At 68.8% G+C, this 13,770-nt stretch carries 17 protein-coding genes; 8 read left to right on the forward strand and 9 right to left on the reverse strand.

The window, feature by feature from the left end:
• Nucleotides 1-4: 4 nt before the first annotated feature.
• From ABZW96_RS27940 to ABZW96_RS27950, 3 genes are all read right to left on the reverse strand, one after another.
• Nucleotides 5-583, reverse strand: a complete 579-nt coding sequence (locus ABZW96_RS27940; protein WP_355078600.1) for a DUF3558 domain-containing protein — start codon at nucleotides 581-583, stop codon at nucleotides 5-7.
• The gene (locus ABZW96_RS27945; protein WP_355078601.1) at nucleotides 580-885 is read right to left on the reverse strand and encodes a hypothetical protein; all 306 of its coding nucleotides are present in this window, start codon (nucleotides 883-885) and stop codon (nucleotides 580-582) included. The genes ABZW96_RS27940 and ABZW96_RS27945 overlap by 4 nt, the downstream gene beginning before the upstream one ends.
• A gap of 280 nt (nucleotides 886-1,165) precedes the next feature.
• Complete coding sequence (locus tag ABZW96_RS27950; RefSeq protein ID WP_355078602.1) at nucleotides 1,166-2,362, reverse strand: FAD-dependent monooxygenase; 1,197 nt, start codon at nucleotides 2,360-2,362, stop codon at nucleotides 1,166-1,168.
• Nucleotides 2,363-2,475: 113 nt separating this feature from the next.
• On the opposite strand from ABZW96_RS27950, the gene ABZW96_RS27955 reads away from it, so the two are divergent.
• Nucleotides 2,476-3,192, forward strand: a complete 717-nt coding sequence (locus ABZW96_RS27955; protein WP_355078603.1) for a TetR/AcrR family transcriptional regulator — start codon at nucleotides 2,476-2,478, stop codon at nucleotides 3,190-3,192.
• A 23-nt stretch (nucleotides 3,193-3,215) separates the two neighbouring features.
• Complete coding sequence (locus ABZW96_RS27960) at nucleotides 3,216-3,638, forward strand: limonene-1,2-epoxide hydrolase family protein (RefSeq protein WP_355078604.1); 423 nt, start codon at nucleotides 3,216-3,218, stop codon at nucleotides 3,636-3,638.
• 7 nt (nucleotides 3,639-3,645) lie between these two features.
• Here ABZW96_RS27960 and ABZW96_RS27965 read toward each other — a convergent pair whose 3' ends face one another.
• Entirely contained in the window at nucleotides 3,646-3,918 is a 273-nt protein-coding gene (locus ABZW96_RS27965; RefSeq protein WP_039800723.1) for a hypothetical protein, read from the reverse strand.
• A gap of 86 nt (nucleotides 3,919-4,004) precedes the next feature.
• Between ABZW96_RS27965 and ABZW96_RS27970 the strand changes: the two genes are divergently transcribed.
• The 4 genes from ABZW96_RS27970 to ABZW96_RS27985 all read left to right on the forward strand — a co-directional run bounded on the left by ABZW96_RS27970 (nucleotide 4,005) and on the right by ABZW96_RS27985 (nucleotide 7,754).
• Nucleotides 4,005-4,373, forward strand: a complete 369-nt coding sequence (locus ABZW96_RS27970) for a DUF488 family protein (RefSeq protein ID WP_355078605.1) — start codon at nucleotides 4,005-4,007, stop codon at nucleotides 4,371-4,373.
• A 266-nt stretch (nucleotides 4,374-4,639) separates the two neighbouring features.
• Entirely contained in the window at nucleotides 4,640-6,025 is a 1,386-nt protein-coding gene (locus ABZW96_RS27975; RefSeq protein ID WP_355078606.1) for a PhoH family protein, read from the forward strand.
• Nucleotides 6,026-6,214: 189 nt separating this feature from the next.
• Nucleotides 6,215-6,796, forward strand: coding sequence for an esterase (locus ABZW96_RS27980; protein WP_355078607.1), 582 nt, complete (start codon nucleotides 6,215-6,217; stop codon nucleotides 6,794-6,796).
• Nucleotides 6,797-6,896: 100 nt separating this feature from the next.
• Nucleotides 6,897-7,754, forward strand: a complete 858-nt coding sequence (locus tag ABZW96_RS27985; RefSeq protein ID WP_355078608.1) for an acyl-ACP desaturase — start codon at nucleotides 6,897-6,899, stop codon at nucleotides 7,752-7,754.
• A gap of 79 nt (nucleotides 7,755-7,833) precedes the next feature.
• Here the strand turns inward: ABZW96_RS27985 and ABZW96_RS27990 are convergent, their stop codons facing one another.
• The gene (locus tag ABZW96_RS27990) at nucleotides 7,834-9,237 is read right to left on the reverse strand and encodes a class II fumarate hydratase (protein ID WP_355078609.1); all 1,404 of its coding nucleotides are present in this window, start codon (nucleotides 9,235-9,237) and stop codon (nucleotides 7,834-7,836) included.
• Between the two features lie 243 nt (nucleotides 9,238-9,480).
• Nucleotides 9,481-10,524, reverse strand: a complete 1,044-nt coding sequence (glpX, locus tag ABZW96_RS27995) for a class II fructose-bisphosphatase (RefSeq protein ID WP_355078610.1) — start codon at nucleotides 10,522-10,524, stop codon at nucleotides 9,481-9,483.
• Nucleotides 10,525-10,651: 127 nt separating this feature from the next.
• Between glpX and ABZW96_RS28000 the strand changes: the two genes are divergently transcribed.
• Nucleotides 10,652-11,218 carry a DUF4245 domain-containing protein gene (locus ABZW96_RS28000; RefSeq protein ID WP_355078611.1) on the forward strand — a complete coding sequence of 189 codons (567 nt, stop codon included), beginning with the start codon at nucleotides 10,652-10,654 and terminating at the stop codon, nucleotides 11,216-11,218.
• Nucleotides 11,219-11,406: 188 nt separating this feature from the next.
• Nucleotides 11,407-11,904 (forward strand): GNAT family N-acetyltransferase, encoded by a 498-nt coding sequence (locus tag ABZW96_RS28005; RefSeq protein WP_355078612.1) that lies wholly within the window; start codon nucleotides 11,407-11,409, stop codon nucleotides 11,902-11,904.
• An 18-nt stretch (nucleotides 11,905-11,922) separates the two neighbouring features.
• On the opposite strand, the gene ABZW96_RS28010 is transcribed toward ABZW96_RS28005, so the two are convergent.
• The 3 genes from ABZW96_RS28010 to xseA form a co-directional block, all read right to left on the reverse strand.
• The gene (locus tag ABZW96_RS28010) at nucleotides 11,923-12,267 is read right to left on the reverse strand and encodes a VOC family protein (RefSeq protein WP_355078613.1); all 345 of its coding nucleotides are present in this window, start codon (nucleotides 12,265-12,267) and stop codon (nucleotides 11,923-11,925) included.
• The gene (locus ABZW96_RS28015) at nucleotides 12,264-12,470 is read right to left on the reverse strand and encodes an exodeoxyribonuclease VII small subunit (protein ID WP_355078662.1); all 207 of its coding nucleotides are present in this window, start codon (nucleotides 12,468-12,470) and stop codon (nucleotides 12,264-12,266) included. The genes ABZW96_RS28010 and ABZW96_RS28015 overlap by 4 nt, the downstream gene beginning before the upstream one ends.
• Nucleotides 12,471-12,540: 70 nt before the next feature.
• On the reverse strand, nucleotides 12,541-13,764 hold the full coding sequence (xseA, locus tag ABZW96_RS28020) for an exodeoxyribonuclease VII large subunit (protein ID WP_355078663.1): 1,224 nt from the start codon (nucleotides 13,762-13,764) through the stop codon (nucleotides 12,541-12,543).
• Nucleotides 13,765-13,770 lie beyond the last annotated feature (6 nt).

Consider the following 13,770-nt stretch of genomic DNA (forward strand, 5'->3'; position numbering starts at 1 on the left):
GTGTTCAGCTGCCCGCGGGCAGCAGCGGTGCGACTGCTCTGGCGATATCGGTGGCGATATCGCAGGCGACGAGGTGCTTGTTCGCCGACGTCTGCGGCACATTCGTCAGGATGTAGAGCGAGCCGGATCTCATTTCGACGTTGATCGTGCAGCCGCCCGGTACGTCCGGACGGGCTTCGTAGCGGACGGCTTTCCGATCGCCCGCCGAGATATCCACGGCAGCAGGGTATTTGCTGCGTACCTGTTCGATGGTGCCGTTGGTGGTCTCGACGACGAATCCGTACCCGGCCCGTGCGACATACCGGCACCCCCTCCAAGTGACGCCGCCCTGGCTGTCCTGTTTGGGTTCCGGGGGTCTCGAGTCCCACTGGCGCTCCGCGAGCAAATGGGGTGTCAGTGCGGTGCAGGGATCGAACGCGGGCTGTGCGTTCGTCTGTGGTGATGCGCTCGAACGGGACTCGGTCGCGCCGGTGGCCGATGTGGCCGGATCGTTCGATGTCGTCCCGCCGCATCCGGAGAGCAGGACCGAGCTCGCCGCTCCCGCGACGAATCCGATTGCCCGAAAGGCTGTTCCGGCCTTCATACGCTGAGCTCCCGCAGTGCCGCCGCGAATTCCGTATCGGTCCGAACGTAGCCGTCGCGGATGGCTTCGAACATGGATTTGATCTCTTGCGCCACGGAGATGTACTCGGTGAGGGTGTCGAAGGCGTTGTTCGGGCCACCGAAGGCCTTTTCGCGGAACAGCCGCACCAGTTCGAGGGCGGAGGTCAGCTTCGGATTGTCTTCGCCCAGCCCCCAGTGCTGCCGCTCACCGAGCTCGCGCGCGTCGGTTTGTGCCGCGACGAGCGTGTCGATCAACTCCTGGCAGGCCCGGTCGATGTCCACGAACGCTTGCGGGTGCATCCGCACCCGCAACGCCCCGGTTTTCGCAGCTTCGATGTACCCGGGAAACGGGCTGTCCGCCATTGCCGCCCCTTCCGTCAGTGCCGTCTGACCTTATAGACGCAACCCGTCTCGCTCCGGTTCCATCGAAACACAGCCGAATCCTCTGGTCGCCCCGTCGCGCCGCTCGTCGTCGGCCGCGCGACGGTTCCCAACTGGGATGTTGTGCCGGGCCGCGGCGGGTGCGGCGGGGCCGATCGCTGTCAAGGCCGCTGACGAGCGGTCAGCGCGCGTTCGCCGCGGCGACCAGCGCGGGGTAGTCCCGCAGATCGATGTCGTTGGCGGCGTTGTCGCCGAATTTCGCCATCAGCGCGAACATCCGGGAACCGAGGAACCAGTTGCGCATCTTGATGCCCCGCGCGGTCTTCGGGGCCAGGAAGCGACCCGCGTTGCTGTTGCCCGCGATCTTCGCGTAGCGCTTCATGTGCTCGTCGTAGCGAGCGAAGGCGACAGTATGGTCGCCGCCCGCCAAGGCCAGTTCCCCCGCGATGACGTACGCGCCGACCACGGCGAGCCCGGTGCCGAAGCCGCCGAGGGTGTTCCCGTACCCGGAGTCGCCGACCAGCGCGACACGTCCTTTGGTGTAACCGTCGGGCATCTGGACCTGGCTGATCGAGTCCATGTAGAAGTCGCCGAATTCGGTGAGCTCGGCGAGCATTCGCGGCACCTCCCACCCGACTCCGGCGAAGGTCTCGGCGAGGATGCGCTGCTGAGCGGCGATGTCGTCGCGGGCGTAGTCGAGCTCGGGCGCGGCGAACATGTACATCTGCTGCGCCTTCGGTCCGCCGCTGACCGCGAGTCGGCCGGGAGCGTTGTGGCCGCGGGCGACCACCCGCTCGCGCGGTCCGGTGGTCTTGCCGCTCCACGGGCTGGCGCCCGCGACGGCGTAGTAGTAGCCCAGGTGCTTCACGAAGTCCCGCTCGGGACCGAACGCCAACCTGCGAACCCGGGAGTGGATGCCGTCGGCGCCGAAGACCAGATCGAAGGTGCGGGCGGCCGCGTGCTCGAACTCGACGTGCACGCCGGCCGAGGTCTCGGTGAGCGCGGTGATCGAATCGCCGAACAGGTATTCGCAACGGTCGGCGGTGCGCCGGTAGAAGATCTCGGCAAGGTCGCCGCGCAGGATCTCCACATCGCCGCCGGTGAAATCACCCGACATCAGCGCCAGCTCGGCGCCCCGCTCGTCCACGAAGACGGTGTCGGTCGTGCCCGTCTTGCGCTGCTCGATGTCGTCCAGCACGCCCATCCGTTCCAGCACGGTGCGGTGGGTGCTGCCCTTGAAGTCGATCGCCTGACCGCCGGGGCGCAACGCCGGAGCGCGCTCGACGACGGTGACCGCGAAGCCGTAGCGGTGCAGCCAGTAGGCCAGCGCGGGTCCGGCGACGCTCGCGCCGGAGATGAGCACGGTGGTGTTGCGCATGGAGTTCTCCTCGTCTCAAATCTGTGTCCAGTGGAAACTGTATCCGATGGACGCTGATTAGCGTATGGTAGACACAGTTTCACGTCAAGACGTTCTCCGGAAGGATTTCGGGCATGCCGACACCGACCACACTGGAACTGCTCTGGGGTACCGGTCAGCGGCCCAAGCGCGGACCGAAGCCCGCGCTGTCGCTGGAGCGGATCGTCGCGGAGGCCGTCGCGCTGGCCGACGCCGAAGGGCTGGCGAACCTGTCCATGCAGCGGCTGGCCGAGCGCCTCGGCTTCACCAAGATGTCGCTGTACCGCTACGTGCCGGGCAAGGCCGAACTCGTCGCACTGATGCTGGACACGGCGCTGGGCGCGCCGCCGGAACTGAGCGCGGGCGAGGAGGCGTCGGAGAACGACTGGCGCGACCTGCTGCGCGTGTGGTGCGAGACGATCTACGCGCGCTTCAGCGCCCACCCCTGGTCGATGGAGGTGTCGGTCGGTTTGCGGCCGGTCGGCCCGAATGAAGTCGCATGGATGGAGTCCGCGCTCGGCGCGCTCGCCGGGACCGGGCTCACCGCCGCCGAACGGCTGGACACGATCGTCCTGCTGACCGGGCATGCCCGCAGCCTGGCGCAGCAGGTGCGACTGGCGGACGCCGACGAATTCGAGAAGCAGATAGCGGCTCAGTTCGCCGAAATGGTGGCCGCCGCGGCCGATCGATATCCGGCCGCGGTCGCCGCGTTCGCGGAGGGCGGCGCGGCCGCGGGCGGGGACGGCGCGCTGAAGTTCGGCATCGAGCGCATCCTCGACGGACTGGCCGTGCTCATCGCGCGCCGCGGGTGACCGCAGCGGCCTACGCTCGGACCATGACCGACGAACCCGACCTGAAACAGGACTCGACCACCACGGTGCGGGAGTTCTTCGCCGCGCTGGAAATGGGCGCCTCGGAGGAGGCGATCGACCTGTTGCACCCCGACATCGTCTGGAAGAACACCTCGCTGCCCGATGTGAAGGGCATCCGCCGGGTCGGCGGCGTGCTGCGCGGCCTGCGCCGCGACTGGCTCGGCTTCGGAGTGGACATGCACCACATCGCCGCCGACGGCGAGGTCGTGCTCACCGACCGCACCGACTACCTGCGCTTCGGTCCGGTGCGCGTCGGGTTCTGGGTGACCGGCACCTTCCGGCTACGCGACGGCCGAATCATCTTGTGGCACGACCACTTCGGTTGGGCGAACTTCCTGCGCGGCACGGCTGTCGGCCTCTGGCGCGCGGCGCTCACCCGCCGCTGACCTGGTCTCAGGAGTGCTGGGCCAGGTAGTCCAGATAGACCGGTCGCAGCACCTCGGCCACCGCGCCGTCACCGGCGTGGACGTAGTCGTCGAGCATGGGCAGCACGTACTTGATGTCCGCCTCGCTTTCGCCGACATTGCCCGCGGCGGCCTCCGCGGCCGGGATCGACGTGAGCAGCCGCCACAGGAACTTCACATCCCCCCGCCGCACGGCGAGCTTCATCGCCCGGTCGTGCAGCTCCTTCGACGACAGCTTCTCCAAATCCTCGTTACCGGACATACCAGCGACTCTATCCGCCGAATCGGGCGACAGCGACCGCGTGGCGAATCCCGTCCCGGCCCGGACGTCGTGCTGCGATAACCGCTATGACACCGCAACCCCGGCCCGGCTTCCGGATCAAGCGCGTCTACGACGATCCCGACCCCGACGACGGCACCCGGGTGCTGGTCGACCGGCTCTGGCCGAGGGGCATCACCAAAGCGCAAGCGCGGGTCGATCGCTGGCCCAAAGCGCTCACCCCGACCACCGAATTGCGGCGCTGGTTCCACGCCGACCGGGACGCGCGCGGCCCGGAATTCGCCCGCCGCTACCGTGCCGAACTCGCCGCGCCGGAGGTTCAGCAAGATTTGCGGGATTTACGCGCCCTGGCAGCCGAAGCTCCGGTGACATTGCTCACGGCCGTACAGGATCCGGCGCACAGCCATGTTCCGGTGTTGCTCGACGTGCTGCGCTGAACCCTCGCGACGTGCGGGTTTACGACATGTTCACGGACACGCCTCGCAGTCCCCGAGCGCGGACACCGGAATCGGAGGTAGCGTCGGGTGTGCGGGCCGCGGCGGTGTGGCTCGTACGGGAGGTCCTGACCGTGACTGAGCTACTCAGTACGAGGGGGCCGGAGCCCGGCCCTCGTGGCATCTGACGGCAACGTCGGGTCCATCAGGACGGACCGGTCCAGCGAGATCGTTCGTGCGACTGCCGCATGAACACAGAGGAGCCCACCGTGACTGCTGCACGCTCCGTTTCCGCTCCCTCGGCGAACTCCCGCTCCGCGAAAGGCGGAGCCGCCGCGAAGGGGGCCCGCCCCTCGCAATTACCCGGCAAAACCTTCGTCATCGACACCTCCGTCCTGCTGTCGGATCCCGGTTCCTTCACGCGGTTCGGCGAACACGACGTGGTGTTACCCCTGGTGGTCATCAGTGAACTCGAAGCCAAACGGCACCACCACGAGCTGGGCTGGTTCGCGCGAGAAGCTTTGCGCAATCTGGACGATCTGCGCCTGCAACACGGCAGGCTGGATCAGCAGGTGCCGATCGGCACCGAGGGCGGAACGTTGCAGGTGGAACTGAACCACACCGATCCCGCGGTCCTTCCGGTCGGCTTCCGCACCGACACCAACGACTCGCGGATCCTGGCCTGTGCGCTCAATCTCGCGGCCGAGGGCCGCGAAGTGGTGTTGGTGTCCAAGGACATTCCGCTGCGGGTCAAGGCCAGTGCGGTGGGCTTGCACGCCGACGAGTACCACGCGCAGGACGTGGTGACCTCGGGCTGGTCCGGCATGGTCGAGCTCGACGTCAGCACGGCACGCATCGATCAGCTCTACGCCGAGTCGGTGATCGATCTCGACGAAGCGCGAGAACTGCCCTGCCACACCGGCGTCCGGCTGCTCGGCGTCAGCTCGAGTGCGCTGGGCCGGATCACGCCGGACAAGCGGGTGCAATTGGTCCGCGAGCGCGAGGCGTTCGGGCTGCACGGGCGTTCCGCCGAGCAGCGCATCGCACTCGACCTGCTGCTGGACGAGAGCGTCGGCATCGTCTCGCTCGGTGGCCGGGCCGGGACCGGCAAGTCGGCGCTGGCGTTGACGGCGGGCCTGGAGGCGGTGCTGGAACGGCGCACGCAGCGCAAGGTGGTGGTCTTCCGCCCGCTGTACGCGGTGGGCGGCCAGGACCTGGGCTATCTGCCCGGCACCGAGAGCGAGAAGATGGGCCCCTGGGCGCAAGCGGTCTTCGACACGCTCGACGGGCTGGCCAGCCGCGAGGTGATGGAGGAGGTGCTCAGCCGCGACATGCTGGAGGTGTTGCCGCTGACCCACATTCGCGGGCGGTCGCTGCACGACTCCTTCGTGATCGTGGACGAAGCCCAGTCGTTGGAGCGGAATGTGCTGCTCACGGTGCTCAGCCGTCTGGGAACCGGCTCGCGGGTGGTGCTCACCCACGACGTCGCCCAGCGCGACAACTTGCGCGTCGGCAGGCACGACGGGGTCGCGGCGGTGGTCGAGAAGCTCAAGGGCCATCCGCTCTTCGCGCACATCACGCTGACCCGTAGCGAGCGCTCGCCGATCGCGGCGCTGGTCACCGAGATGCTGGAGGAGTACGGCCCCAACGCCTGATCCCGCGACGCCGTTCGCCGGCGTGTTTCACCGCATGTCCGGTGGGTATCATCGGCCGCGATAGCAGTTCGATATGACCCGGTGGCCGCTCGTCGGTCACCGGGTCATCGTCTGACCAACGGCCGAGGCTATGCGCGGCGTCGTCACGGAATCCGTGGTGCGCCGGCAGCCCACAGCGAGAGGATGGACATGCACCACTTCGCTCGACGAACGGCTGGATTCACCGCAGTACTCGCCGCGGCAGGGCTGGTCCTGGTCGGCTGCGGCGGCGGCGACAACAAAGACAACGGCGCCAAGACCGGTATGGCCAGCATGACCGGTATGGTCACCTCGATCGCGAGCCCCACCACCACCGCCGGGATGACCACGCACACCGGCGCGAGCCCGACGACCACGGGCGCGGCCGAGGCGACGACCAAGATCGCGACCCCGGCGGGGGAGATCGCCGTCTCCGGCGCCATCTACGACAAGTATGTGCAGCTCGGCGGCCCGACCGGTCCGCTCGGCGCACCGCTGCAGGCCGAAGAGGACGCACCCGACGAGGGGCACTACCAGGACTTCGCGGGCGGCACGATCTACGAACCCAAGGAGGGCGAAGCGCACGTCGTCTGGGGTGAGATCCGCAAGGCCTGGGAAGACAACGGCGGCGCGCAGGGACAGCTCGGCTACCCGATCAGCGACGAGAAGGACATCCCCGGCGGTAAGCAGAGCGACTTCACCGGCGGCACCATCACCTGGGTGAACGGTACTATCACGGTCACGCCGAAGTAGGAACCAGATACTCGGCGTCCGGGATCGCGGTGCGGTCTCGGTTGCCTGTGAATCCCATCCATCCGCCCCGCTCCGCGGGCCAAGCCGCTAGGTTATCTCGGTGCAAACTCTCCTGACCGATCGCGAATTGCTCGAATCGCTCGCGGTGGACGTAGAACTGCTGCTGCGTAAGCACGTGGACGCCGCCGATGGGTGGCAGCCGCACGATTTCGTGCCGTGGGACGACGGGCGCAACTTCGCCTTCCTCGGCGGTACCGACTGGGCGGCGGAGCAGTCCGAGCTCGGCGAAACCGCCAAGCTGGCGTTGACCGTTTCGGTGCTGATCGCCGACAACCTGCCCTCGTATCACCGCGAGATCGGCAAGTACCTGCGCACCGGCGCGTGGTGGCGCTGGGTCGGCCGCTGGACGGCCGAGGAGAACCGCCACGAGATCACCATCCGCAACTACCTCATGGTGACCAGGTCCGTCGATCCGGTGGAACTGGAGCGGCTGCGCATGGAGCACATGACCAAGGGCTTCCGCCGCCCGGCGATGCACTTGCTCGACGTGCTGGCGACCTGCGCGTTCGAAGAGGCCGCCAGCGCGATCCGGCACCGCAACATCGCGGCGCTCGAAGAGAACCCCCTGGTCACCGCCATCGCCGAGCGCATCGCGCTGGACGACGAACTGCAGTCGGTGTTCTTCGCCGACCTGGTCTCCGCCGCGCTCGATCTGGCGCCGGACCAGACCGTGCGGGCCATCGCCGACCGGGTCGCGGGCTTCGAGGTCCCGACGGTGACGTTGCCGGACGGCCGCGACAGCGATGTGGTGCTCGCCGAGGCGGGCATCTACGACCGCGCCAAGGAGGGTGAGTTGGTGTTCGCCCCGCTGCTGAAGCGGTGGAACATCTTCACCCGCACCGATTTCGGTCCGGAAGGGGAGCAGGCGCGCGAGGAGCTCGCGCACTTGCGCGACTGATCCGCATCCCCGGGCGCAGCGCACGAACGCCACCTCGACAGCCTTCCGGCTACCGAGGTGGCGTTCGTTTCGGCGCGGGTCAGTCCTGCTCCTTTACCTTCGCCATGGCGAGCACGTCGAGGCGGCGGTCGAGTTCCTCCTCGGTCAGCTTCTCGTCCAGCAGGCCGCGGTCGATGACCGTCTGGCGGATGGTCTTCTTCTCCCGCAGCGCTTCCTTCGCGACCGCCGCCGCCTCCTCGTAGCCGATCGCCGAGTTCAGGGGCGTCACGATCGAAGGCGACGACTCGGCGAGCGTGCGCAGGTGCTCGACATTGGCGACCAGGCCGCGCACGCACTTGTCGGCGAACAGCCGGGAGACGCTGGCCAGCAGGCGGATCGACTCCAGCAGGTTGCGCGCCATCACCGGGATGTACACGTTCAGCTCGAATGCGCCGTTCGCGCCCGCGAACGCCACCGCGGCATCGTTGCCGATCACCTGCGCGCCCACCTGGGTCACGGCCTCGGGCAGCACCGGGTTCACTTTGCCGGGCATGATCGAGCTGCCCGGTTGCAGATCCGGCAGCTGGATCTCGGCCAGGCCGGTGAGCGGACCAGAGCCCATCCAGCGAATATCGTTGGCGATCTTGGTCAGGCTCACCGCGATCGTGCGGAGCGCGCCGGACGCCTCGACCAGACCGTCGCGCGCGGCCTGCGCCTCGAAGTGGTCCTCGGCCTCGCGCAGCGCATCGATGTCGGTGGCGCGCACGAGTTCCGTGACGACCTTCGCGCCGAAACCCTCGGGCGCGTTCAGCCCGGTGCCGACCGCCGTGCCGCCGATGGGCAGCTCGCCGAGCCGCGGGAGCGTGGCCATGATGCGGTCGATGCCCGCGGCGACCTGCCGGGTGTAGCCGCCGAACTCCTGGCCGAGGGTCACCGGGACGGCGTCCATCAGGTGCGTGCGGCCGGACTTCACCACGGTGCGCCATTCCGTGGACTTGTCCAGCAACGCCAGCCGCAGATGCTCCAGCGCGGGAACCAGATCGGTGATGACCGCTTCGGTGGCGGCGAGATGCGTTGCGGTGGGGAAGGTGTCGTTGGACGACTGGGACATGTTCACGTCGTCGTTCGGGTGGACGGTGACGCCCTTCGCCTTGGCGAGCGAGGCGATCACCTCGTTGGCGTTCATGTTCGAGCTGGTGCCGGAACCGGTTTGGAAGACGTCGATCGGGAACTGATCGTCGTGTTCGCCACGCGCGATCTCGTTCGCCGCGGCGATGATGGCATCGGCCTTCACGGGATCGAGCAGCCCCAGGTCGCGGTTGACCGTGGCACACGCGGCCTTCAGCAAGCCGAGCGCGCGAATCTGCGCCCGCTCCAAGCCGCGTCCGCTGATCGGGAAGTTCTCCACGGCCCGCTGGGTCTGCGCCCGCCACAAAGCGTCCACCGGAACCCGGACCTCGCCCATGGTGTCGTGCTCGATGCGGTACTGCGTCTCCTCGCTCATGATCCCGACCCTATGCCGCGGCAGCGGCCCGTGGGGCAGCCACGCCTGAGGTCATTCGCACACCTCGGCAGGCCTTCGCTCGGGAATACGAACCGTTGGCTCAGGCGCCCGAGCATGCGCCGTTCGCGACCCGGCTCGCGTTTGCGCGACCACCGCGTCCGCGGCGAAGTCGCCTGCGGTGGTCGCGCAAACGCGAGCCACAAAGGGGCCGCGAACACGCCGCGACGAAGTCGCGGCCGAACATCACGGCAGCGGCGGGACCGCGTGTTCGTCGCCGATGAAATCGACAGAGGAGTATTCGCGCAGCTTGGTCAGGCGGTGGTAGGCGTCGATCATGCGTACCGTGCCGGACTTCGAGCGCATCACGATCGATTGGGTGGACGCGCCGCCGCCGTAGTAGCGCACGCCGCGCAGCAGGTCGCCGTCGGTCACGCCGGTGGCGCAGAAGAACACGTTGTCACCGGAGACGAGGTCCTCGGTGGTCAGTACGCGGTCGAGGTCGTGGCCCGCGTCGATGGCCTTCTGCCGTTCCTCGTCGTCCTTGGGCGCGAGCATGCCTTGCAGCTCGCCGCCCATACAGCGCATCGCGGCGGCGGCGATGATGCCCTCCGGGGTGCCGCCGATGCCGACCAGGATGTCGGTGCCGGAGTCGGGGCGGGCGGCGGCGATCGCGCCCGCGACGTCGCCGTCGGAGATCAGGCGGATCCGGGCGCCCGCGTCACGCACCTGCTGGATGAGCTCGGCGTGCCGGGGGCGATCCAGGATGCAGACGGTCAGGTCGGACTTCGCGGAATTCTTGGCCTTGGCGACCCGGCTGATGTTCTCCGCGATCGGGGCCGAGATATCGATCACGTGGGCAGCGTCGGGGCCTACGGCGATCTTGTGCATGTAGAACACCGCGGACGGGTCGAACATGGCGCCGCGTTCGGCGACCGCGAGCACCGAGATCGCGCCGGGCACGCCCTTGGACATCAGCGTGGTGCCGTCGATCGGGTCGACCGCGAAGTCCACTTCCGGGCCGGTGCCGTCGCCGACGGCCTCGCCGTTGTACAGCATGGGCGCCTCGTCCTTCTCGCCCTCGCCGATGACGACGATGCCGCGCATGGACACCGAGCTGACCAGCTGCCGCATGGCGTCGACGGCCGCGCCGTCGCCCCCCTCCTTGTCGCCGCGTCCGACCCACCGGCCCGCGGCCATCGCCCCTGCCTCGGTCACGCGGACCAGCTCGAGTGCGAGGTTGCGGTCGGGCGCCTCGCGGCGGCTAGGTGTGGGGGAAGTTGCCGTCATTGCGGGGCCTCCTGTGCGTCGGTACGTACCGGTCAATTGTCTCATTCGATGTGGCACGGCCGTACACCCCTGCTCGTGGTGCCGGGGTGCGGGGGGCGGCGTCGCCGCGCGAGTGGATACTGGGAGCGTGTCGTACCAAAAGCCGCGCATCTTGAACGACTACCGGGATCTGTTCTGGTCGTTGATCCCGTTGGTCCTGATCGCGCTGGTGTTCGCCGGGCTGGCCAGCCAATGCAGTTTCGCCGCGAACGGTCCGACGCAGGGTCAGATCCCGCATTTCGACGCGCGCGCCGCGCTCACCGCCGACGCTCGTTCCCTGCCGTTCCCCATCCGCAACCCGGCCCTGCCCGCGGACTGGACGCCGAACTCCGGCAGTCGCGAGTCCATCGGCGGCAACGGGGGCGGGCCGGTCAGCACGGTCGGCTACATCACGCCGCAGGGCACCTACATGCGGTTCAGTCAGAGCAACGCGACCGAGGAGGCGCTGGCCAGGTTCGTGCTCGGGTCGCGCTACGCCAGTGGCACCGAGCAGGTCGGCGCGCAGAAATGGATCGTCTACGCCGAGCAGGGCTCGGAGACCGCGTGGATCGCCGACCTCGGCCAGTCCCGCGTGCTGATCACCGGCGCGGGCAACCAGGCGGCGTTCAGCACGCTCGCTCAGGCGATCACGGCGGCGCAACCGCTAAAGCCCTGAAATTCGCTTGTCTTCGGCGGCGCGCGTTGGTTAATTTTGCCGCGGCAAGAGACACGTGCCGAACCGGTTTTCGGAGGTCGATGAATATGGCTGTCCTCAGCCGTCTTTCGCATGCCTTTCGCCGGTTCGCGCGCCACTGATTTTCCGCGGACGCGGACCGGTCTCTCTTCGACGACCAGGAGTGTCACGTGTCTGTTTCCCTTTCCCCCGACCTGCGCACCGAACGGCTGATCCTGCGGTCGTGGACCGCCGGTGCGGCGGCCGCCGTGCTCGATGGCCGCCGTCACGCCGAGTGGGCGGCGGATTTCCCTGCCGACGGCGATCGCGTCATCGCGGGCCTGTTCGCGGCGCACCCGGACTGGCTCGGGCCGTTCGGGCACCGGCTCGTCGTCGAGCGCTCGACCGGGCTCGTCGTCGGATCGATCGGGCTGTTCTGGCCGCCCGCCGACGGTGCCCTGGAGCTCGGGTACGGCATCGTCGCCTCGCGGCGCGGTCGCGGGTACGCCACCGAGGCCACCGTCGCCCTCACGGCGCACGCGCTCACCGCGCCCGGCGTTCGTGCGGTGCACGCCGAGGTGGAGCTGTCGAATCCGCCGTCGGCGCGGGTGCTGGAGAAGGCCGGATTCGAGCGGGTGAGCAGCGTGGACGGCGTCGCCCGGTTCCGCGCCGTGGCCGCATCGCGCTGACGAGGCCGGGGCCCGTCGTCAGCGGTGGCTCACCACGTTGACGATGGTCCCGCTCGGGTCGCGGACGAAGAAGCGGCGCACGCCCCACGGCTCGTCGCGCAGGGAGTAGACGACCTCGGCGCCCGCGGCGGTCACCGCCGCGTGTACGGCGTCGACGTCGTCCACCTCCACGCTCATGTCCGGCTGGAGCTGTTCGGCGTCCGGGCCGACGAGCAGGACCTGCGCGGTCGGGTTGGACGGCGAGGCCATCGTCACGACCCAGCCCAGGTCCATCGCCTCGTGGAAGCCGAGCAGCCGGTAGAAGTCGCGGCTCGCGGCCAGGTCGGTGGTGCGGATGTCGGGCGTGGCGCGGCGGATGGTCACTCTTGCCGCTCCAGGTCGGTGCGGTGCAGCGCGTCCTCGACGCGCTTGCGCGCCCCCGCCAGATGTTCCTCACAGCGGTTGGCCAGCGCCTCGCCGCGCTCCCACAGGGCGAGGGATTCATCGAGGTCGAGGCCGCCCTGTTCGAGGATCTTGACGACGTTGACGAGTTCGTCGCGCGCGCGTTCGTAGCCGAAACCGGCGATCTCGGCGGCATCGTCGGCCGGGTCGGCGCCCGTCCCGTCGGCTTCGGTGGACTTGCCGGACTGGGCCAAGTCAGTTCCTCCCTGTGTCGGTGTTCTTGGCGCCGAGGGCCTGGGTGCCGAGCGCGGCGGCCGTGACGGCCCCGTCGGCGACCCGGATGCGCAGCTGGCTGCCTGCGGGCGCGTCCTCGATCGAACGCACCACCTCGCGTTCCCGGCCGGTGACCCGCTGCACGACAGCGTAGCCACGGGCGAGTGTGGCGGCGGGGCCGACGGCGGTGAGTTTCTCGCGCAGATGCCTGGTGGCCGTGGCTTCGGTGCGGACGAAGTGCTCGGCGCAGCGGTGCGTGGCCGTGCGCAGGCGTTCGATCTCTTCTTGGCGGCGATCGATCTCGCGCAGCGGATCGGCCAGCACGGGTCGCGAACGCAGCTGGGCGAGCGCCTCGGTCTCCCGGTCGACCCAACCCCGCAACGCCGCGGCGGTGCGTTCGCGCAGTTCACGAATGCTGGCCAGTTCGGCGGCGGCGTCCGGGACGATCCGTTTGGCGGCGTCGGTCGGTGTGGCCGCGCGCAGGTCGGCGACGAAGTCACTGAGCGGGTTGTCCGGTTCGTGGCCGATCGCGCTGACGATCGGCGTGGTCGCGGCCACGATGGCACGGCACAGCGCCTCGTCGGAGAACGGCAGCAGGTCTTCGACGCTGCCGCCGCCGCGCGCGAGCACGATCACCTCGACGTCCGGATGCCGATCGAGCTCCGCCAGCGCCGTCAGCATCTGCGATACCGCGGTCGGCCCTTGCACGGCGGTGTTGCGAATCTCGAAACGCACCGCGGGCCAGCGATTGCGAGCGACGCTCAGCACATCGCGCTCCGCGGCGCTGGCGCGTCCGGTGATGAGGCCGACGGTTCCGGGAAGGAACGGGATCGGACGCTTGAGCCGGGGATCGAACAGGCCCTCGGCGTGCAGCAGCGCCTTCAGCCGTTCGATGCGGGCCAGTAGTTCGCCGATGCCGACGGGGCGGATTTCCAGCACGCGCAGCGAGATCGTGCCGCGCCCGGTGAAGAAGGAGAGCTTGCCGTAGACGACCACCCGGCTGCCCTCTTGCAGGGGAATGGGGGATTTGCGGATCAGGTCGGGATCGCAGGTCACCGACAGCGACATGTCGGCGGACGGGTCGCGCAGCACCAGGAACGCGGTGCGGGTGCCGGGCCGGAGATTGATCTGGGTGATCTGGCCCTCCACCCAGATGCTGCCGAGCCGGTCGATCCACTGGGCGACCTTGATGGAGACCGAACGCACCGGCCA

This window comes from Nocardia sp. NPDC004168 (assembly GCF_040610355.1).
GTDB classification, from domain to species: Bacteria; Actinomycetota; Actinomycetes; order Mycobacteriales; family Mycobacteriaceae; genus Nocardia; species Nocardia sichangensis.